General features: G+C 50.4%; 19 protein-coding genes. 5 read left to right on the top strand and 14 right to left on the bottom strand.

The window, feature by feature from the left end; translation table 11 throughout:
- Window positions 1-34 precede the first annotated feature (34 nt).
- The 5 genes from proY to phoB all read right to left on the bottom strand — a co-directional run bounded on the left by proY (window position 35) and on the right by phoB (window position 5,964).
- Window positions 35-1,408, bottom strand: a complete 1,374-nt coding sequence (gene proY / locus QUE34_RS02450) for a proline-specific permease ProY (protein ID WP_001353407.1) — start codon at window positions 1,406-1,408, stop codon at window positions 35-37.
- Window positions 1,409-1,483: 75 nt separating this feature from the next.
- A complete protein-coding gene (gene brnQ, locus QUE34_RS02445) occupies window positions 1,484-2,803 on the bottom strand; it encodes a branched-chain amino acid transporter carrier protein BrnQ (RefSeq protein ID WP_103253318.1) in 1,320 nt (439 codons plus the stop codon).
- 461 nt (window positions 2,804-3,264) lie between these two features.
- Entirely contained in the window at window positions 3,265-3,723 is a 459-nt protein-coding gene (gene tnpA / locus QUE34_RS02440) for an IS200/IS605 family transposase (RefSeq protein ID WP_000502112.1), read from the bottom strand.
- A 198-nt stretch (window positions 3,724-3,921) separates the two neighbouring features.
- Complete coding sequence (gene phoR, locus QUE34_RS02435) at window positions 3,922-5,217, bottom strand: phosphate regulon sensor histidine kinase PhoR (RefSeq protein ID WP_032183454.1); 1,296 nt, start codon at window positions 5,215-5,217, stop codon at window positions 3,922-3,924.
- A gap of 57 nt (window positions 5,218-5,274) precedes the next feature.
- The gene (phoB, locus tag QUE34_RS02430; protein WP_000113933.1) at window positions 5,275-5,964 is read right to left on the bottom strand and encodes a phosphate response regulator transcription factor PhoB; all 690 of its coding nucleotides are present in this window, start codon (window positions 5,962-5,964) and stop codon (window positions 5,275-5,277) included.
- Between the two features lie 189 nt (window positions 5,965-6,153).
- Between phoB and sbcD the strand changes: the two genes are divergently transcribed.
- The 3 genes from sbcD (at window position 6,154) to araJ (ending at window position 11,806) form a co-directional block, all read left to right on the top strand.
- Window positions 6,154-7,356 carry an exonuclease subunit SbcD gene (gene sbcD / locus QUE34_RS02425; protein WP_001221329.1) on the top strand — a complete coding sequence of 401 codons (1,203 nt, stop codon included), beginning with the start codon at window positions 6,154-6,156 and terminating at the stop codon, window positions 7,354-7,356.
- Complete coding sequence (gene sbcC / locus QUE34_RS02420) at window positions 7,353-10,496, top strand: exonuclease subunit SbcC (protein ID WP_103253317.1); 3,144 nt, start codon at window positions 7,353-7,355, stop codon at window positions 10,494-10,496. Before sbcD ends, sbcC begins: the two co-directional genes overlap by 4 nt.
- A gap of 125 nt (window positions 10,497-10,621) precedes the next feature.
- Window positions 10,622-11,806 carry an MFS transporter AraJ gene (gene araJ, locus QUE34_RS02415; RefSeq protein WP_103253333.1) on the top strand — a complete coding sequence of 395 codons (1,185 nt, stop codon included), beginning with the start codon at window positions 10,622-10,624 and terminating at the stop codon, window positions 11,804-11,806.
- A 132-nt stretch (window positions 11,807-11,938) separates the two neighbouring features.
- On the opposite strand, the gene mak is transcribed toward araJ, so the two are convergent.
- Window positions 11,939-12,847 carry a fructokinase gene (gene mak, locus QUE34_RS02410; RefSeq protein ID WP_001219294.1) on the bottom strand — a complete coding sequence of 303 codons (909 nt, stop codon included), beginning with the start codon at window positions 12,845-12,847 and terminating at the stop codon, window positions 11,939-11,941.
- Between the two features lie 124 nt (window positions 12,848-12,971).
- On the opposite strand from mak, the gene rdgC reads away from it, so the two are divergent.
- The gene (rdgC, locus tag QUE34_RS02405; RefSeq protein ID WP_001298537.1) at window positions 12,972-13,883 is read left to right on the top strand and encodes a recombination-associated protein RdgC; all 912 of its coding nucleotides are present in this window, start codon (window positions 12,972-12,974) and stop codon (window positions 13,881-13,883) included.
- Window positions 13,884-13,960: 77 nt separating this feature from the next.
- On the opposite strand, the gene QUE34_RS02400 is transcribed toward rdgC, so the two are convergent.
- From QUE34_RS02400 to QUE34_RS02370, 7 genes are all read right to left on the bottom strand, one after another.
- Window positions 13,961-14,416 carry an SF0329 family protein gene (locus tag QUE34_RS02400; RefSeq protein WP_000194192.1) on the bottom strand — a complete coding sequence of 152 codons (456 nt, stop codon included), beginning with the start codon at window positions 14,414-14,416 and terminating at the stop codon, window positions 13,961-13,963.
- On the bottom strand, window positions 14,413-16,692 hold the full coding sequence (locus QUE34_RS02395) for a DUF2773 domain-containing protein (protein ID WP_129707840.1): 2,280 nt from the start codon (window positions 16,690-16,692) through the stop codon (window positions 14,413-14,415). Before QUE34_RS02395 ends, QUE34_RS02400 begins: the two co-directional genes overlap by 4 nt.
- Before the next feature lie 143 nt (window positions 16,693-16,835).
- The gene (gene ppnP / locus QUE34_RS02390) at window positions 16,836-17,120 is read right to left on the bottom strand and encodes a pyrimidine/purine nucleoside phosphorylase (RefSeq protein WP_000941942.1); all 285 of its coding nucleotides are present in this window, start codon (window positions 17,118-17,120) and stop codon (window positions 16,836-16,838) included.
- A gap of 71 nt (window positions 17,121-17,191) precedes the next feature.
- Window positions 17,192-17,869: an AroM family protein gene (locus tag QUE34_RS02385; protein ID WP_103253316.1), complete on the bottom strand. Its 678-nt coding sequence runs from the start codon at window positions 17,867-17,869 to the stop codon at window positions 17,192-17,194.
- A 257-nt stretch (window positions 17,870-18,126) separates the two neighbouring features.
- Window positions 18,127-18,318: a protein YaiA gene (gene yaiA / locus QUE34_RS02380; protein WP_001142439.1), complete on the bottom strand. Its 192-nt coding sequence runs from the start codon at window positions 18,316-18,318 to the stop codon at window positions 18,127-18,129.
- A 49-nt stretch (window positions 18,319-18,367) separates the two neighbouring features.
- The gene (gene aroL / locus QUE34_RS02375) at window positions 18,368-18,892 is read right to left on the bottom strand and encodes a shikimate kinase AroL (protein WP_000193393.1); all 525 of its coding nucleotides are present in this window, start codon (window positions 18,890-18,892) and stop codon (window positions 18,368-18,370) included.
- 182 nt (window positions 18,893-19,074) lie between these two features.
- Window positions 19,075-19,533, bottom strand: a complete 459-nt coding sequence (locus QUE34_RS02370; RefSeq protein WP_103253315.1) for a YaiI/YqxD family protein — start codon at window positions 19,531-19,533, stop codon at window positions 19,075-19,077.
- Between the two features lie 119 nt (window positions 19,534-19,652).
- Between QUE34_RS02370 and proC the strand changes: the two genes are divergently transcribed.
- Complete coding sequence (gene proC / locus QUE34_RS02365) at window positions 19,653-20,462, top strand: pyrroline-5-carboxylate reductase (protein ID WP_001295331.1); 810 nt, start codon at window positions 19,653-19,655, stop codon at window positions 20,460-20,462.
- 16 nt (window positions 20,463-20,478) lie between these two features.
- Here proC and adrA read toward each other — a convergent pair whose 3' ends face one another.
- Complete coding sequence (gene adrA, locus QUE34_RS02360; RefSeq protein WP_000484048.1) at window positions 20,479-21,594, bottom strand: diguanylate cyclase AdrA; 1,116 nt, start codon at window positions 21,592-21,594, stop codon at window positions 20,479-20,481.
- Window positions 21,595-21,608: the final 14 nt, after the last annotated feature.

Raw genomic sequence — 21,608 nt, 5'->3', positions numbered from 1 at the left:
GGCTTGCCTTGATCCGGCTTACAGAACGCAGTGATTAGTGATTTTCAGCCAGCTGACGATCGTGGCGGCGTTTAAACATCCAGCCAATCAACAGCAGAACAATCCACGCGAAACCAACGTACAGCGAGATACGTGTGTCCGGATGATAACCAATCAATCCGATAATAAAGAGCAGGAAAATCAAACCGCCGATGGTCGTTGCTACCCCACCTGGTACTTTAAATTTCAGTGCCTTCACTTCTTCTGGCGGCAAACGGCGACGGAAAGCAATTTGCGACAGCAGGATCATAATCCATACCCACACCGTGGCGAAGGTTGCCAGCGAAGCGATCACCAGGAAGACATTTTCCGGCATGATGTAGTTCAGATATACCGCAAACAATAGCGCGGTAGTCATCACCAGCACCGTGACCCACGGAATACCGCGACGCGAGGTTTTGCTGAAAATTTTCGGCGCGCTACCCTGCTCTGCCATGCCGTGAAGCATACGACCTACGCCAAATACGTCACTGTTAATTGCTGACAGCGAAGCGGTCAGCACAACAAAGTTAAGAATGCTGGCGGCAAAGGTAATGCCCATATGCTGGAACGTCAGCACGAACGGGCTACCGGCAGTGCCAACCTGATTCCACGGATAGATAGACATAATGACGAACAGCGTACCGACGTAGAACACCAGAATACGCATCGGCACGGAGTTAATCGCACGCGGAATCGATTTTTCCGGATCTTTCGCTTCCCCGGCGGTAATCCCGATAATTTCGATCCCGCCGTAAGCAAACATTACCATTTGCAGCGACATCACCATGCCAAGCCAGCCGTTGCTGAAGAAGCCGCCGTTGCTCCAAAGATTATGGATACCGGTCGGTTGCCCGCCGTTGCCAATCCCCCAGATGATGATGCCGAAACCGGCGACAATCATGATGATGATGGTGGCGACTTTAAAGAACGAAAACCAGAACTCAAGCTCACCAAATACCTTCACGCTCATCAGGTTTACGGCGCAAATGATCAGCACCACGCTCAGTACCCAAATCCAGTGCGGCACCGTCGGGAACCAGACGCCCATATAGATACCGAACGCAGTCACATCGGCGATGGCGACAATAAGGATTTCAAAGCAGTAGGTCCAGCCAGTGATATAACCTGCCAGTGGACCGAGGTTTTCCTGCGCATAGCGCGAGAAAGAGCTGGCTGCCGGGTTATGTACCGACATTTCCCCCAGCGCACGCATAATGATATACGCCGCGATACCACCGATAATATAGGCCAACAACACGCTCGGACCGGCCATTTTGATGGCGTCTGCCGAACCGTAAAACAACCCGGTGCCAATTGCTGAACCCAGTGCCATAAAGCGTATGTGTCGGGTACTTAGCCCACGCTTTAGCTTGTTCTTACTTTCCATCAATTCCTAACCCATCAACACAATAAAAAACCACGGGGCATCGCAGCCCCGTGGTTAAAACAAATGTTCAGTGATTTAGTGAGCGCTGGAGGTCACCTGACGACCTGCCGCGCGATCCCAAATAATGGCCAGAACCACCATCACCACTGTTGGCATTAACCACGCAAGACCTTGTTCGGCCAGCGGTAAGCGCTGCGCCCAGGACGGTAAGATATCGCTGAATGCAGATGCTTTGATCCCGTCGAGAATACCAAAAAGCAGGCTGATAAACATCGGCGGAGCAATCACGCGGGACGAACTATGCCACCATGAGCGTGTAAAACTTAATACAACCAGTGCGATACACGGCGGATAAATAGCGGTCAGCACCGGTACGGAGATCTGAATCAGCTGGCTCAAGCCGAGGTTAGACACCACCATCGAGAAGCCGCCGAGGATAAACACCAGCGTACGATAGGAGAGCGGTACGTACTGAGCAAAGAATTCTGCACAAGCACAGGTCAGGCCAACCGCCGTGACCAGGCAGGCGATAAAGATTAACGCCGCCAGCAGGAAGCTACCGCCGCCGCCAAAGGTGTGCTGAACGTAGGCATGCAGAATAGCCGCACCGTTTGCAGACTGATCGACCAGCGACGCGCTGTCTGAACCCAGACGGAACAGTGCAAGGTACAGCAGAGTCAGACCAACACCCGCCATCAGGCCAGCCCAGACGGTATAACGGGTCAGCAGACGCGCTTCAGTAACGCCACGAGAACGCGCCGCGTTAACAATAACGATACCAAACACCATTGCGCCCAGCGTATCCATGGTCAGATAGCCATTAACGAAGCCGTTAGAAAACGCGGCGTTTTGATAAGCCTCAGTCGCCGTGCTGATAGAGCCTGCTGGCCAGACAATTGCCGCAACAGACAGGATGACCAGCGCGATAATTTTCAGCGGTGCCAGGAAGTTACCGACGGTATCCAGCAGTTTGCCCGGATAGAGCGAAACCAGAATAACGATAGCGAAATAGACCAGGCTGTAGATAAACAGCGGCAGCGCGGAGTCACCCGTCAGGGGCGCAATGCCCACTTCAAAGGAGACGGTGGCTGTACGCGGCGTGGCGAACAACGGCCCTACAGCCAGGTAGCAAACCGTTGCCAGCAGTACGCCAGCGACTTTACCAATTGGCGTGCTGAGGCTGTCAACACCACCGCCAACTTTCGCCAGCGCCACCACCGTTAATACCGGCAGGCCAACGGCAGTAATGAGGAAGCCGAATGCCGCAGTCCAGACGTGTTCGCCTGCCTGCAAGCCGACCATTGGAGGGAAAATGATGTTACCTGCGCCGACGAACAACGCAAATGTCATAAAGCCCAGAGCGATGATATCGCGCGATCTTAATTGATGGGTCATAAATCATACTGCCTGTGGATGTGGTGTTGTAACGTTAAATTTTTGTGCCAATCCCTGGGGATGATACAGCGGTATATTTAAACAATTTTAGCGGGAAATACTCCCAACCAGGCGCGGCGAAGAATAGTTTTTCGATTTACCGCGTGAATGCAGTCAGTATGACAGCACCTGAAGCGCAATTTAAACGCTTATAACGTTTTAAAGCAAGAAGGGATCTAAAAACCAGAGGTATATAGCGATAAGAAATCACCAACCAGTATAAAACACTATTTCCGTGAAAAAGACATGGCTAATCATGCGAACAAAAAATCACCAACCGTTGTAAAATCTAACGCCCGTATTTTGACTGCAAAATAAATATCCTCCGGCATAGCCGGAGGTTTTTCAAATGCGCCTGTAAGGCTCTGTTACCAGCCGCGCCCTAACAGGCGCATACGATCTGACATTTGCATTCAACTTCGTTACTTACGGCCCGTAAACGGGCTGCCCGGATATGGAATCGATAACTGCTCCCCCATTTTATCCTCTTCAAGCTGGTGCTTTATGTAGTCCTGTATCTTCGCCGTGTTCTTACCCACCGTATCGACATAGTACCCTCGGCACCAGAACTCCCTGTTTCTGTATTTGAATTTCAAATCCCCAAACTGCTCGTAAAGCATCAGACTGCTTTTCCCTTTCAGATATCCCATAAAGCCGGATACGCTCATTTTGGGTGGGATTTCCACAAGCATATGGATATGATCTGCGCAGCACTCTGCTTCCAGAATCCGTACGCTTTTCCACTCACACAGCTTTCTCAAAATACTGCCTATCGCCCTACGCTTCTCTCCGTAAAACGCCAGTCTTCGGTATTTCGGCGCAAAAACTATGTGATATTTACAGTTCCAGCGGGTGTGCGCTAAGCTCTTTTCGTCCCCCATTGGGACCCCCTTTTGATTTCTTGTTTGACACTTGCAGTTGCCAGACCGCAAGGTGTTTTAACAAATCAAAAGGGGTTTTAATAACTGGCTCAAAGCTGAAAGCTTTCCGGAACCCCCAGCCTAGCTGGGGGTTTTCTGTGCACAAGAAAATAAGCCAGCATCAGCTGGCTTATGGCAATAAAAGATGACAAAGGCGGATTATTCGCTGTTTTTGGCAATTAAACGTTCCGGGATAACAAAACTGAAACGCGTACCTTTTCCCACCGTACTCTCAATATGCAGGCGACTTTCGTGATGATTCACCGCATGTTTCACGATCGCTAACCCTAATCCGCTACCGCCAGTTTGTCGGGAACGTGCTTTATCAACGCGATAAAAACGCTCGGTCAGGCGCGGAATATGCTCCGGTGCGATGCCCGGTCCATTATCTTCAACGCTAAATTCGGCACCGTGCGGCACTCGCTGCCAGCGTACGGTGATATGCGTACCTTCCGGCGTATGATTCACGGCGTTATATACCAGGTTAGAAATCGCGCTGCGAAGTTGGTCTTCGTTGCCAGACACCTTGAGGTCGTTATCTATTTCAAAGGTAAATGTCTGTTTCTGCTGGCTCAGAGTCTGGGCCTCACGCTCAACGACCCGCAGCATCATCGGCACATCAACCTTTTCATTAAGCAACTGCGTTGGCGCGGCTTCTATTTTTGACAGCGTCAGTAACTGCTTCACCAGCCCTTCCATCCGCTGGGTCTGCTCGCGCATGGTGTGCAACGCTTTTTCACGTACCGCACCTTGCAGTGGTTGCTCATCCATCATCTCCAGGTAACCCTGTAACACTGTCAATGGCGTACGCAACTCATGGCTCACGTTGGCAAAAAAGTTACGCCGCGCCCCTTCCAGTTGATGCATTTGCGTGACATCACGCGCCACCATCAGCAACTGTTTGTGGGTATAAGGCATGACGCGAATTTCCAGATGCCGCCCGGTATTGAGCACCAGATTGAGCGGGCGAGAAAAATCACGCGTTTTCAGATATTGCGTAAACTCCGGATAACGAAGCAGATTAAGGATGTTCTGCCCGTTATCTTCCGGCCAGCGCAAACCAAGAATTTGTTGCGCCAGACCATTACACCAGAAAATACCGCCCTCTTCCGTGGTCAGCACCACCGCATCAGGCAGCGACTCCGCGCCGCTACGAAAGCGTTTAATCAGATTGCCCAGTTCGCGGCGACGTTTTTTATTACGCAGCTGCATCTGGTGTAAGCCGTATAGCAGCGGTTCCCAGCTACCACGCCCCGGAGGCGGGGTCATACTGCGATCCACCCACAGCCACCATGAAAGGCGCAATAAATTCCAAAAATGCCAGATAAGCAGTCCTGTTACCGATGCCAGCAAAAACCAAGGCAGGTAACCAAAAAATGCACCCAGGATGAAAGCCGGGAGGCAGCAAAGTAGCAGCTCCAGCACCAGCCTTTTCCACGACAGCCGTTCCAGCACGTAAGATACTCCAGTTAAGAAATCATAAGCCCTGCTCTGCGTCCGATGAGCAAGGCGTTAAAAGCGGGTTGAAAAACGATATCCTGTACCGCGTACGGTCTGCACCATGCGGTCATGTCCGCCGGGCTCCAGTGCCTTACGCAGGCGACGAATGTGAACATCGACCGTGCGGTCTTCCACATATACGTTGGTTCCCCAGACGTGGTTTAACAGCTGCTCGCGGCTGTACACGCGCTCGGGATGCGTCATAAAAAAGTGCAGCAGTTTAAATTCTGTCGGCCCCATCTCCAGCGGTTCTTCGCCCGCCATCACCCGGTGAGATGTCGGGTCGAGACTGAGCCCCTGCATCTCGATCACCTCTTCCACCGCCATTGGCGAAATACGGCGCATTACCGCTTTGATTCGCGCCACCAGTTCCTTCGGCGAAAATGGCTTGGTGATATAGTCATCCGCACCGGTTTCAAGGCCGCGCACGCGATCTTCTTCTTCCCCTCTGGCGGTCAGCATCACCACTGGAATATCTCGGGTCATCGACTCGCGCTTGAGGTGTTTGATGAACTGGATACCGGAGCCGCCAGGTAACATCCAGTCAAGGAGAATTAAATCCGGCCAGGGTTCATTCAGTTGATTCACAGCACTGTCATAATCTTCCGCTTCGACCGGCTGAAAGCCATTTTGTTCGAGCACGAAGCAGACCATTTCGCGAATTGGAGCTTCATCTTCTACGACCAGAATACGTCTCGCCATGATTTGCCCTGTTGTAATAAATAGGTTGCGATCATTAATGCGACGTCATTATGCGTCAGATTTATGACAGATTTATGAAAAGCACGTCGCACATATCTTCAGGTAGTTGATTTCCGTGGCGCAGAAAAAAGCAAATGGCACATCTGTTTGGGTATAATCGCGCCCATGCTTTTTCGCCAGGGAATCGTTATGCGCATCCTTCACACCTCAGACTGGCATCTCGGCCAGAACTTCTACAGTAAAAGCCGCGAAGCTGAACACCAGGCCTTTCTTGACTGGCTGCTGGAAACAGCGCAAACCCATCAGGTGGATGCGATTATTGTTGCCGGTGATGTTTTCGATACCGGATCACCGCCCAGTTACGCCCGCACGTTATACAACCGTTTTGTTGTCAATTTACAGCAAACGGGCTGTCATCTGGTGGTACTGGCAGGAAACCATGACTCGGTCGCCACGCTGAATGAATCGCGCGATATCATGGCGTTCCTCAATACTACCGTGGTCGCCAGCGCCGGACATGCGCCGCAAATCTTGCCTCGTCGCGACGGGACGCCAGGCGCAGTGCTGTGCCCCATTCCTTTTTTACGCCCGCGTGACATTATTACCAGCCAGGCGGGGCTTAACGGTATTGAAAAACAACAACATTTGCTGGCGGCTATTACCGATTATTACCAACAACATTATGCCGATGCCTGCAAACTGCGCGGCGATCAGCCTCTGCCCATCATCGCCACGGGGCATTTAACGACCGTTGGTGCCAGCAAAAGTGACGCCGTGCGTGACATTTATATTGGCACGCTGGACGCCTTCCCGGCACAAAACTTTCCGCCAGCCGACTACATCGCGCTCGGGCATATTCACCGCGCACAGATTATTGGCGGCATGGAACATGTTCGCTATTGCGGTTCCCCCATTCCACTGAGTTTTGATGAATGCGGAAAAAGTAAATATGTCCATCTGGTGACATTTTCAAACGGCAAATTAGAGAGCGTGGAAAACCTGAGCGTGCCGATAACGCAACCGATGGCGGTACTGAAAGGCGATCTGGCGTCGATTACCGAACAGCTGGAACAGTGGCGCGATGTATCACAGGAACCACCTGTCTGGCTGGATATCGAAATCACTACTGATGAGTATCTGCATGATATTCAGCGCAAAATCCAGGCATTAACTGAATCACTGCCTGTCGAAGTATTGCTGGTACGCCGCAGCCGTGAACAGCGCGAGCGTGTGTTAGCCAGCCAACAGCGTGAAACCCTCAGCGAACTCAGCGTCGAAGAGGTGTTTAATCGTCGTCTCGCACTGGAAGAACTGGATGAATCACAGCAGCAACGTCTGCAACATCTTTTCACCACGACGCTGCAGACCCTCGCCGGAGAACACGAAGCATGAAAATTCTCAGCCTGCGCCTGAAAAACCTGAACTCGTTAAAAGGCGAATGGAAGATTGATTTCACCCGCGAGCCGTTCGCCAGCAATGGGCTGTTTGCGATTACCGGCCCAACCGGCGCGGGGAAAACCACCCTGCTGGATGCCATTTGCCTGGCGCTGTATCACGAAACTCCGCGCCTTTCTAACGTTTCACAATCGCAAAATGATCTAATGACCCGCGATACCGCCGAATGTCTGGCGGAAGTGGAGTTTGAAGTCAAAGGTGAAGCGTACCGTGCATTCTGGAGCCAGAATCGGGCGCGTAACCAGCCAGACGGTAATTTGCAGGTGCCGCGCGTAGAGCTGGCGCGCTGTACCGATGGCAAAATTCTCGCTGACAAAGTGAAAGATAAGCTGGAACTGACGGCGACGTTAACCGGACTGGATTATGGGCGTTTCACCCGTTCGATGCTGCTTTCGCAGGGGCAATTTGCTGCCTTCCTGAATGCCAAACCAAAAGAACGCGCGGAATTGCTCGAGGAATTAACCGGCACCGAAATCTACGGGCAAATCTCTGCGATGGTCTTTGAGCAGCACAAATCGGCCCGCACTGAGCTGGAGAAACTGCAAGCGCAGGCCAGCGGCGTCGCGTTATTAGCGCCAGAACAAGTGCAATCGCTGACAGAAAGTTTGCAGGTACTCACTGTCGAAGAGAAACAGTTACTCGCCGCGCAGCAGCAAGAACAACAATCGTTAAACTGGTTAACGCGTCTGGACGAATTGCAGCAAGAAGCCAGCCGCCGTCAGCAGGCATTGCAACAGGCGTTAGCCGAAGAAGAAAAAGCGCAACCTCAACTGGCGGCGCTCAGTCTGGCACAACCGGCGCGAAATCTTCGTCCGCACTGGGAACGCATCGCAGAACACACTGCGGCACTGGCGCATACTCGCCAGCAGATTGAAGAAGTAAATACTCGCTTACAGCGCACAATGGCGCTTCGTGCGAGCATTCGCCACCACGCGGCGAAGCAGTCTGCAGAATTACATCAGCAGCAACAAAGCCTGAATGCCTGGTTACAGGAACACGACCGCTTCCGTCAGTGGAACAACGAACTGGCGGGTTGGCGTGCGCAATTCTCTCAACAAACCAGCGAACGCGAGCATCTGCGGCAGTGGCAGCAACAGTTAACCCATGCAGAGCAAAAACTTAATTCACTTCCGGCGATCTCGTTGACGTTAAGCGCCGATGAAGTTGCTAGCGCCCAGGCGCAACATGCTGAGCAACGCACGCTGCGTCAGCGCCTGGTCGCGCTGCATGGGCAGATTGTTCCCCAACAAAAACGCCTGGCGCAATTACAGGTTGCTATCCAGAATGTCACGCAGGAACAGACGCAACGTAACGCCGCACTTAACGAAATGCGCCAGCGTTATAAAGAAAAAACGCAACAACTTGCCGATGTGAAAACCATTTGCGAGCAGGAAGCTCGTATCAAAACGCTGGAAGTTCAACGTGCGCAGTTACAGGCGGGTCAGCCTTGCCCACTTTGTGGTTCCACCAACCACCCGGCAGTAGAGGCGTATCAGGCACTGGAACCGGGTGTTAATCAGGCCCGCTTACTGACGCTTGAAAACGAAGTGAAAAAGCTCGGGGAGGAAGGCGCGGCGCTGCGCGGGCAACTGGACGCCTTAACGAAGCAGCTTCAGCGTGATGAAAACGAAGCGCAAAGCCTCCGACAAGATGAGCAAGCACTTACTCAACAATGGCAAGCTGTCACGGCCAGCCTCAATATCACCTTGCAGCCACAGGACGATATTCAACCGTGGCTGGATGCACAAGATGAGCACGAGCGCCAGCTGCGGATACTCAGCCAACGGCATGAATTACAAGGGCAGATTGCCGCGCATAATCAGCAAATTATCCAGTATCAACAGCAAATTGAACAACGCCAGCAGCAACTCTTAACGGCATTGGCGGGTTATGCACTGACATTGCCACAGGAAGATGAAGAAGAGAGCTGGTTGGCGACGCGTCAGCAAGAAGCACAGAGCTGGCAGCAACGCCAGAACGAATTAACCGCGCTGCAAAACCGTATGCAGCAGCTGACGCCGATTCTGGAAACGTTGCCGCAAAGTGATGAATTCCCGCACAGCGAAGAAACTGTGGCGCTGGAAAACTGGCGGCAAATTCATGAACAATGTCTCGCGTTACAAAGCCAGCAGCAGACGTTACAGCAACAGGATGTTCTGGCGGCGCAAAGTCTGCAAAAAGCCCAGGCGCAGTTTGACACCGCGCTACAGGCCAGTGTCTTTGACGATCAACAGGCGTTCCTTGCGGCGCTAATGGATGAACAAACACTAACGCAACTGGAACAGCTCAAGCAGAATCTGGAAAACCAGCGCCGTCAGGCGCAAACGCTGGTCACTCAGACAGCTGAAACGCTGGCACAGCATCAGCAACACCGACCTGACGGCCTGGATCTCAGTGTGACGGTGGAGCAGATTCAGCAAGAGTTAGCGCAAACTCACCAAAAGTTGCGTGAAAACACCACGAGTCAGGGCGAGATTCGTCAACAGCTGAAACAGGATGCGGAAAACCGTCAGCAACAACAAACCTTAATGCAGCAAATTGCTCAAATGACGCAGCAGGTTGAGGACTGGGGATATCTTAATTCGCTAATAGGTTCCAAAGAGGGCGATAAATTCCGCAAGTTTGCCCAGGGGCTGACGCTGGATAATTTAGTCCATCTCGCTAATCAGCAACTTACCCGGTTACACGGGCGCTATCTGTTACAGCGCAAAGCCAGCGAGGCGCTGGAAGTCGAGGTTGTCGATACCTGGCAGGCAGACGCGGTACGCGATACCCGTACCCTTTCTGGCGGCGAAAGTTTTCTCGTCAGTCTGGCGCTGGCGCTGGCACTTTCAGATCTGGTCAGCCATAAAACGCGTATTGACTCGCTGTTCCTCGATGAAGGTTTCGGCACGCTGGATAGCGAAACACTGGATACCGCCCTTGATGCCCTGGATGCTCTGAATGCCAGTGGTAAAACTATCGGCGTGATTAGCCACGTTGAAGCGATGAAAGAGCGTATTCCGGTGCAGATCAAAGTGAAAAAGATCAACGGACTGGGATACAGCAAACTGGAAAGTGCGTTTGCAGTGAAATAACTATTCAGCAGGATAATGAATACAGAGGGGCGAATTATCTCTTGGCCTCGCTGGTCGTTATCCTGCAAGCTATCACTTTATTGGCTACGGTGATTGGTAGCCGTTCTGGTGGTTGTGATGGTGGTATGAAAAAAGTTATTTTATCTTTGGCTCTGGGCACGTTTGGTTTGGGAATGGCCGAATTTGGCATTATGGGCGTGCTTACGGAGCTGGCACATAACGTAGGTATTTCGATTCCTGCCGCCGGGCATATGATCTCGTATTATGCGCTGGGGGTGGTGGTCGGTGCACCAATCATCGCACTCTTTTCCAGCCGCTACTCACTCAAACATATCTTGTTGTTTCTGGTGGCGTTGTGCGTCATTGGCAACGCCATGTTCACGCTCTCTTCGTCTTACCTGATGCTCGCCATTGGTCGGCTGGTTTCCGGCTTTCCGCATGGTGCATTTTTTGGCGTCGGGGCGATTGTGTTATCGAAAATTATCAAACCCGGCAAAGTCACCGCCGCCGTGGCGGGGATGGTTTCCGGGATGACAGTCGCCAATTTGCTGGGCATTCCGCTGGGGACGTATTTAAGTCAGGAGTTTAGCTGGCGTTACACCTTTTTATTGATCTCTGTGTTTAATATCGCGGTGATGGCATCGGTCTATTTTTGGGTGCCGGATATTCGCGACGAGGCGAAAGGAAAGCTGCGCGAACAATTTCACTTTTTGCGCAGCCCGGCCCCGTGGTTAATTTTCGCTGCCACGATGTTTGGCAACGCGGGTGTATTTGCCTGGTTCAGCTACGTAAAGCCATACATGATGTTTATTTCCGGTTTTTCGGAAATGGCGATGACCTTTATTATGATGTTAGTTGGGCTGGGGATGGTGTTGGGGAATGTGCTAAGTGGCCGGATTTCAGGACGTTATTCACCACTACGCATTGCGGCAGTGACTGATTTCATTATTGTGCTGGCATTGCTGATGCTCTTTTTCTTCGGCGGCATGAAAACAACGTCGCTTATTTTTGCTTTTATTTGTTGCGCGGGATTATTTGCCCTCTCTGCACCGCTGCAAATATTGTTACTGCAAAATGCCAAAGGTGGAGAATTATTAGGTGCCGCAGGTGGGCAAATAGCGTTTAACCTCGGTAGCGCCGTCGGCGCATATTGCGGAGGTATGATGCTGACGCTGGGGCTGACTTATAATTACGTGGCGCTGCCTGCCGCCCTGCTTTCGTTTGCTGCGATGTCGTCGTTGCTGCTGTATGGTCGCTATAAGCGCCAGCAAGCGGCGGATAGTCCGATGCTGGCGAAACCACTGGGATAGGTTGCAGTCACTGCTTGTTGTCGGATGCGGCGCGAGCGTCTTATCCGACCTACGCGAGCTGCTCATTTTGTAGGCCTGATAAGACGCGGCAAGCGTCGCATCAGGCATGATGCACCAATTGCCTGTTTTTTTTTACTCTTGTGGCCATAACCACGCAGCGCCGCGTACGCCGCTGGAATCACCATGTTTCGCCTTACGCACCGGCGTTTCACATTCGCCGCCGAAGACAAATTGTTTAATCAACTGCGGAACCGTTTGATATAAACGATCTACATTGCTCATCCCGCCCCCCAACACAATCACATCCGGATCGAGAATATTCACGACATGTGCCAGCGATTTTGCCAGCCGCAGCTCGTAGCGACGCAATGCCAGTTCCGCTACCGGATCGCTTTCTTCTACCAGGCGGATAATTTCACTGCCTTTCAGCGCATGTCCGCTCAAACGACGATAATCCGTCGCGAATCCCGTGCCCGAAATAAAGGTTTCAATACAACCTTGTTTACCGCAATAACAAGGGACTTCCTCGCGATAACGCAGTTCATCTTCGTCCATCCACGGTAGCGGATTGTGTCCCCACTCGCCTGCCGTGCCATTGCCGCCGATATGCGCTCGACCATTGAACGCTACGCCCGCGCCGCATCCCGTGCCGATAATCACGGCAAATACCGTCTGCGCTCCCGCTGCTGCGCCATCTACCGCTTCCGAGACCGCCAGACAGTTGGCGTCATTTGCCAACCGCACTTCCCGTTGCAACCGCGCGCTTAAATCTTTATCAAATGGCTGACCGTTAAGCCAGGTTGAATTGGCATTTTTCACCACGCCAGTGTAAGGCGAAATCGAGCCTGGAATGCCCATGCCTACCGTTCCGCGCTGCCCTGTCGCCTGCTCCGCCATATCAACCAACGTGGCGATCGTTTCGATGGTCTGATGGTAATCATCACGCGGCGTGGGCAGACGATGACGATACAACTGCTCCCCTGCATCGCCCAGTGCAATCACTTCAGTTTTGGTGCCGCCTAAATCGATACCTATACGCACGGTACTCTCCTTATTTTTTTCAATATCAATAGCGTAGAGACGGACAACCGGATTGGCAATGCAAGGCCGCCGACAATTCGTTATCATGCCCGCTAAATTTAACGACAAGGCCGTGGAAATTATCATGCTGTGGTTCAAAAATTTAATGGTTTACCGTCTTAGCCGCGAGATTTCGCTGCGTGCAGAAGAGATGGAAAAACAGCTAGCCTCGATGGCATTTACCCCATGCGGCAGCCAGGACATGGCGAAGATGGGCTGGGTTCCTCCGATGGGATCGCACAGCGATGCGTTAACGCACGTTGCCAATGGTCAAATTGTTATCTGCGCGCGCAAAGAAGAAAAAATCCTCCCGTCTCCGGTGATTAAACAGGCGCTGGAAGCAAAAATCGCCAAGCTGGAAGCGGAACAGGCGCGCAAGCTGAAGAAAACCGAAAAAGATTCGCTGAAAGATGAAGTGCTGCACTCTCTTCTGCCGCGCGCTTTCAGCCGTTTCAGCCAAACCATGATGTGGATCGACACGGTAAACGGTTTGATTATGGTGGACTGCGCCAGTGCCAAAAAAGCAGAAGATACGCTGGCATTACTGCGTAAAAGCCTGGGGTCGTTACCGGTTGTACCATTGAGCATGGAAAACCCGATTGAACTGACGCTGACCGAATGGGTACGCTCTGGTAGTGCGGCACAAGGCTTCCAGCTGCTTGATGAAGCCGAACTGAAATCGTTGCTGGAAGATGGCGGCGTGATCCGCGCGAAGAAACAAGATTTGACCAGCGAAGAAATCACCAACCACATTGAAGCAGGAAAAGTGGTGACTAAACTGGCGCTCGACTGGCAGCAGCGCATTCAGTTTGTGATGTGCGACGATGGTTCACTCAAGCGTCTGAAGTTCTGCGACGAGCTGCGCGATCAAAACGAAGATATCGACCGTGAAGATTTTGCCCAACGTTTTGATGCCGATTTCATCCTGATGACCGGTGAACTGGCAGCATTAATCCAAAACCTGATCGAAGGATTAGGTGGCGAAGCACAACGTTAATTGCTGATTTGCCTTTAATGCCGGATGCGACGCCTGCGGCGTCTTATCCGGCGTACGAATCCACACCAGGCATATAATCATTCGCTACGGCGGGCAATAATTTTTAGCGCAGCAATATTATGCGTTTTACGCCGTAACTGATCCAACCGTCTCATCCCTATTCGCCTGTCAGCGGCACGCAGAATATTCACTAACCCCCATTTATCGCTGGTAAATTGTTTCGTTAACAGCTCCGCTTTTGGGGTATCAATATATTCACGCAATAAATCAGAAATTGAACAAATATCCGTCAGATAAGGATACCAGCAAGTTTCACCATGAAAATTACGCACTCCACCATTGCCTGCCATAAAGTCTTTTGGGTAATCCCAGATCACGTCTTTATCCAACGTGATCCAATAACGCGGTAAATCGGTGCTTCCACCATTTTGGCTGCGCATGGGATAACGGGTACAGTGAATTTGCAGGTTGATCGTTGGCGTCAGTAAGTCATAAATCTCCCTCTGTAACTTGCTCCAGGGGCGTTGTGTCATTGTTTTTCCTCAAGCCGGTTACGCGCTTCACTGCGAATTTGCCGCGTTGCCCCGGTTTTCACTAAATCACGTAACTGCGAAAGATCGGGCTGATCGACAAATAAGATTAATGATGGATCCTCTTTTAACCACGCCGTTTTCACATCGGCAGCCAACTGTGGATTATTAATAGCCAGCGCCCGATCCTGTGACTCAGTCAATGTCGTTAACAAAGAGGCTGGGGTATGTACATTGCGCAACGCCGTCTGCCGCAAATGATCATTGTGACTTTTCAGCAATCCGCACCACCATTCATCATCTGATTTATCTTTTATCGTATCCAGCTCCGCAAAAATATCGCTTTCCTCATGATTCCAGCGGTGTAATCCTCTTTCACTTTGTCTACGGGTGCTATTTTTCATACTGACAACAGACAACGCCCAGTCAGAGTTAAAACGATACTGTTGATCGAGTTTGTTGATAATTCCGGAGGGTAAATCTTTATTATCAAATAACTGGTTTCGCATCCGATAGCGGTATTCAGCAGGTAAATAAACCAGTAAATCGATAGCATTATTAAGCATCTCTTCGTCAATAATACCATTATCAATCAGCGCCAGCTGTACTTCGTAGGCTTGCTCTTGATCTTCTTGCCGTTTACTCATCATTAATTTTAAGGTGTGTTGCCATAATTGTTTCTTATACTCCAGAGGTAACAATTTATCGCGTGCCAGCTCATACCAGATGCTGGGAATGTCATGCTGATTCAGTAGATAACTAATCACTTCCTTCGAGGTCAGATAACGCATGCCGTCACGTAAATTGTGCACATCTTCTTTTGCCAAAGTCAGTTGACGCGACTCCGGCAAAGCGACCAATAACGCCTTCACGATATTTTTATTTTCTTTATTATCCAGATACATTTGTTCTGCGATACGTTCAACATCCTCTGTCCTCAGGGTCGCTGACAGTTGGGTGATTTTTAGTTCAGTAAGCGTCCGGGCTAATGCTTGACGAACTTTCAGCGATTTATCTTTACTCAACAACACCGCTTGTTGTGCGGTTAAATCGGTTCCGGTAATTCTTTCGCGTAACTCCAGATCTTCGCTATTTATCAATTCATCAACCACTGCAGTTGGAACCAGCCAGGCGTAATCGTAATGGCTGATTAATGTCTTGCGCACACTGAGAAAAGGGCTTTGACTTAACGATACAACAATATCAGGAGAAAGATTATCCTGTCTGGCCTGCTCCAGCTGTACGCTCTCGACGGGTACAGACATTAATTTTTTATTCACTTCGGCGGATATATTGCTGTTTTTAACCAGTCCTCTGGCAACAGCTTCATCTTTAATTAATTCATCGGTAAGCAAATGCATGTGTTGAGCAGGCCAGGACTGCGCCATTGATTCACGCGTCTGGTCATCGGGGTGCTGTAACAGTTGCAGCATAACGGCGGTTGACAAACTTTCTATATGAGTCAGAAAACGTGCCACCAGTGGATCTTCATGCTTTATTTTATCCGCAAGGAAATTATCGAGTTTCCCCGTTTCAATCCATTTTAATTTCTCATTAATTTCAGGAGCAGCTTTATCTCGAAAAAGAGGTAAACCCTGAACGATATTGTCTACGACGCTATCATAGTCAGGATACGCATTGGAAATATTATCGGTTTCGATTTCACTATGATCATAAAGATTAGGCGTCACCAGTGAATAGGCTTTTTGAATATTCTCGTCCCAGTTATATTCTTCACCGCTTTCATCTTCATTGATATAAAACTCAGCTTTGATGACCTCAAATTGCGTTGCTTTATCGGAAACAATAATGCCTCGCGCGTTAATTCCTTTCATCACTTCAAAGTTGTGATCATTATAATCAGCATAAACTAAACCTTTTGCTGTCATCTGCCCTTTGACATACGCGAAATCATGATTAATAAAGTTATCGACAATAACATTACCTAATACAATCAGATGACCATTACCTGACAGATAATCATCATAATCGCCGGAAATCGTTAAATTACCGTTCACCACCAGTTTATGCTGATTGCTGAAGTTAGTGGGTAATGATAGGTCACCATTATGATAATACCAGCGGATATTATCTTTTAGCATATAAGCAGCTTCCATACTATCGTTGGTTGCCGCTTTAACCACGTTGCGCTCATCTGCCGTCATAAGATGAAAGTCAGAGGTGATAAGGTCCTCGCTACTGATCCACTCTGTGGCACATGCATTGCCAGTCATAAAAAATACGACCATACAGATGACCAATATATTAATTCTATTCATAATCTTCACTGATATTTATATCAACCTTGATGAATTATGAATATATCGGAAATCGAAAAAATCGCAGCAAAGGAAATATTATTATGGGTTAAAGAGAGGATATTTCAGAAAAATGCCCTCCCGTTCATGGGGAAGGCGAGGAATTACAGATAGCGGCACAGATAAGAGGTGGGTTCGGCAACTTGCAGATGAAACTCGCTGTGACCGGGAACATTAAACACCGAACCGGCTTCATACACTTGCCAGTCGGTCGCGTCAGGCAGTAAAACATTCAGCGCGCCACTGATTACCGTCATCTCTTCCGGTTCAGCGGTGCTGAAGGTGTATTCGCCTTCAACCATAACACCTACGCTGGCGCGGCCAGTGCTACTGCTGGAAAAGCCGATCGATTTCACTTTGCCGGAAAAGTACTCATTACTTTGAAGCATAAACTGGCCCTGTCTGGTAGTTGAACATCTACTTCACTATAGGGGCCAGAGGCGCTGGCTGTCACGCAAAATTACACCAGCAATTCCGCTGCCAGCCTTGCAATCAATACGTTAGAGAGCAAGACAGGAACATTGAGCTGTTTTTGCAGTAAATCGCGATGACGCTGGTTAAATCCCAAACAATCCAGCATGATGACATCTGCGCCTTTTGCCAGTAATTCTTTCCCGGCATCAATGATTTTTTGTTCCGAATCATGAATGGGGTTACCCAATGAAAATACCGGCGATTTCTGCAAAATTTGCCATTTTTGCGCCTGAACGGGCAGCATCTCCTCAACCGGAACGATAACCCCCACCTGATGATCTTCAATAATAGAGGAAACCAGCGGTGGCAATATTCGCGACGGCTCAAGAAAGATCGTATTACGCGCGGTCATACTACTAATGTTTGCCGTACTCATTAATATAATGACGTCGTAACCCTGATTATCGAGCACTTCAACCACACCTTGCAGGTCTCGCTCCACTTTGCGACGCGAAACATGGGCCAGCTGGTTGTCATTTAATAATGTGAGAATTGTGTCTTCGCCTGCTTCTGGCGCGTACTCCGCCATCACTTCTTCGCGGCTTAACTTCCCCAGCAGGCTATGATGGGAAATATTATCTTCGTCAATGTATTCTGTCAGGAGCGGCAAAACTTCCTGCATAGGTACAATGCCGATGGTCAGGATCGCCAACGACGCACTCATTGTTCTTCCACCTTACTTTTATTTCGTCGTTAATTACCAGGCAAGCGCTAAGCACCACTGCCGACACTTACCTGTGCTACAAATGACAAAAAGCGTAGCAGCAGACCTGCACGGCATAATGTAAAGATTCCAAATGATTCCAGTAATGGATTGTTATTGTTTAATATTCTAATTATTTGAAAAACATGAATTGTGAAAAATGTGACGCAGATCCCTTGTGGTGGCACTCAGAATCCCTTCCGAGCAGTCTGATGCGGTCACTCTTTGTCAGGGTCCTCATAGCGTTTTTTCGCATCCATCGCTTCCTGAGCGGTCGGATGTTCACTGATCAACGAGTCTGGTTTAGGATGATCGGCTCTGAGTTGGTACCAGGTTACCGTCTGTCCTGGCTTTCCTTTTTCAATCGTCACTATATATGCTTCACGAGGATAAGGCGGTTTCGTTGGCATCGTTCTTCCTTATTTCACGGGATGAACGTTAAGTATAGGCGCTCGAAAATCAACAATTGATCGTCTGTGCCAGGGCGCTGCGAATTTCAGAAATCACCTGGCTGGGTTCGTTTGTTGCGTCGATGATAATATGCGCAACTTCGCGATATAGCGCATCGCGTTCTTCCAGCACTTCCTGAACTTCTTCGCTCAGCGGTTTCCCCGTTAAGGTTGGCCGTAAATCTTCTTCCGGTGCAGCTTGCAGTCGGTTAACCAGGACTGATACTGGCGCACACAAATAAACCACGATCCCGTTATTTTGCATAAAGTGACGATTAAATTCCGTCAGGATAATGCCGCCGCCCGTGGCGATAACGGTGGATGGCGCAGTTACCGCTTCCAACGCCGCCGTTTCTCTGGCGCGGAATCCCGCCCACTCTTCCCTTTCGACGATCTCCGCGACCGTCATATTGAGCTGTGATTGCAACCACTGGTCGGTATCGACAAATCGACGGTTAAGCGAATCGGCAAGGGCCATTCCGACCGTTGTTTTACCACAGCCCCGAGGCCCGATCAGAAAAAGAGGTTGTGTCATCGTGGGTTTTCCCCAATAGGTCGCAATGCGGCGAAAGCCGGTGTCATGAGAATAGCGATCATACCATCAAACTAGTACAATTTCGATTGTAAAGAAAAAATTCCACTTAAAGTGAAAATTTTAATACATCCCTTACTATACCAATAAATTTTCAAGAATGAAGTGTAAATAATAAATTACATTCAGCCACGACTACGTTGCACTTCCAGCCACCACTTCTCCAGCTCCGCGGCAAAGGCCTGGCGGTCACGTTGTGTAAGGCTATCTGGTCCCCCGGTCTGGATCCCACTGGCGCGTAAGGTATCCATAAAATCGCGCATCGTCAGGCGCTCACGAATGGTCGCTGGTGTGTAACGTTCGCCGCGTGGATTAAGCGCCGCAGCGCCTTTCTCGATGGCTTCAGCAGCCAAAGGAATATCTGCGGTGATCACCAAATCGCCAGCTTCACACTGCCGGACAATTTCGTTATCGGCAACGTCGAAACCTGCCGCGACGCGCAGCGTTCGAATAAATCGCGAAGGCGGTACGCGTAAACTCTGGTTTGCTACCAGTACCAGCGGCATCTGCATACGTTCAGCCGCGCGATACAAAATCTCTTTAATTACATTGGGACACGCGTCGGCATCCACCCAAATTGTCATAAAGTCATCCTTTGTTGGGTAATTCTCTATTGTGTCGCGCTTTTGCCTTCCGGCATAGTTCTGTTTATGCTTCTGCCAGCGATTATCAAAACAATGAATTTCACGGCAGGAGTGAGGCAATGGAAAAGAAAATCGGTTTTATTGGCTGCGGCAATATGGGAAAAGCCATTCTCGGCGGTCTGATTGCCAGCGGTCAGGTGCTTCCAGGGCAAATCTGGGTATATACCCCCTCCCCGGATAAAGTCGCCGCCCTGCATGACCAGTTCGGCATCAACGCCGCAGAATCGGCGCAAGAAGTGGCGCAAATCGCCGACATCATTTTTGCCGCCGTTAAACCAGGCATCATGATTAAAGTGCTTAGCGAAATCACCTCCAGCCTGAATAAAGACTCTCTGGTCGTTTCTATTGCAGCAGGTGTCACGCTCGACCAGCTTGCCCGCGCGCTGGGCCATGACCGGAAAATTATCCGCGCCATGCCGAACACTCCCGCACTGGTTAATGCCGGGATGACCTCCGTAACGCCAAACGCGCTGGTAACCCCAGAAGATACCGCTGATGTGCTGAATATTTTCCGCTGCTTTGGCGAAGCGGAAGTAATTGCCGAGCCGATGATCCACCCGGTGGTCGGTGTGAGCGGTTCTTCGCCAGCCTACGTCTTTATGTTTATCGAAGCGATGGCCGACGCCGCCGTGCTGGGCGGGATGCCACGCGCCCAGGCGTATAAATTTGCCGCTCAGGCGGTAATGGGTTCCGCAAAAATGGTGCTGGAAACGGGAGAACATCCGGGGGCACTGAAAGATATGGTCTGCTCACCGGGAGGCACCACCATTGAGGCGGTACGCGTACTGGAAGAGAAAGGCTTCCGTGCCGCAGTAATCGAAGCGATGACGAAGTGTATGGAAAAATCAGAAAAACTCAGCAAATCCTGATGATTTTTGCCGGACGTCAGGCCGCCACTTCGGTGCGGTTACGTCCTGCTTTCTTTGCTTTGTAGAGCGCCAAATCTGCCGATTTCAACCACTCCCGATAGTGACTCATTTGTGGATTCAGCGGCGCAACCCCCACACTAATCCGTAATGTTACCTGTGGCGTATTCGGCAAACGTAACGTGTTTAGCCCTTCATGCACCCGTAACATGGCGGTAATGGCGCTCTCAGCTGGCGTACCGGACATGATCACCGCAAACTCATCGCCGCCAAACCGACCAATCACATCGCTACCGCGCAGGGTTATTTGTAACTGTCGGGTAAGCGCCACAATCGCTTCATCGCCCACATCATGGCCCCAGGTATCGTTGATGCTCTTGAAATGGTCGATATCGATAATCAGTAATGTCGCATCGCGGTTATGCCGCCGACAGTTATCAAATTCATTGCGTAACATCGTTTCCCAATGACGTCGGTTATACACGCCCGTCATACCGTCGCGGGTACTCATGACCTGCAACCTGCGTTTATGTTCCGCCAGTTTAGTCGCCGTCTGGTAGCTGACCCAGCCAAACAGCAGAGGATAAATGACGATAATGGGAAGGGAGAGCCACCATTCCAGCGGCGCACTATTGAACGACACGGTGATACCCGTCAGTTCGAGGGTGACAAGGCAGGAAACCACCATCAACACCAGACCCGCGACAAACAAACGGGGGCCGCCTGCCCCCATCAAATTCAGACACATAATCATCAACATCGCGGTGGAAGGCAGCACGTTTACGCCCATTACGCCTACCCACATTCCCGCTAATACTGCATCGGTTTTTAAGTTATAAATTTCCCGGCTAAGCGGATCGACAGCCCTACTCGCAATCTGCCAGGCTAAATGCGGCCAGACGAACGCCCAGCCGACCAACACCAGCCACCACCAGCCCGGCGGCGGGTGCGAAACCAGCGTTGAAGCAATCGGTAAGAACATGCCAGCCAGGCCAACCGCGCGGGGTAGTCTGACGCGACGGGCGAAGCGCAGCCCGGACCGCTGATGTTCGTTTTGAGGAGTTAAAGGAGGTTCCTCCCCATGCGCCGCCGCTTTTTTGAAAAAGTTTTCATCATTCATTATTTTTGGGAACATTCAGAAACAATTTT

Source organism: Escherichia sp. KS167_9B (assembly GCF_030295215.1).
Classification (GTDB): domain Bacteria; phylum Pseudomonadota; class Gammaproteobacteria; order Enterobacterales; family Enterobacteriaceae; genus Escherichia; species Escherichia coli_F.
The sequence above is the reverse complement of the archived record's forward strand: the minus strand, read 5'-3'. Positions and strand labels throughout refer to the sequence as shown.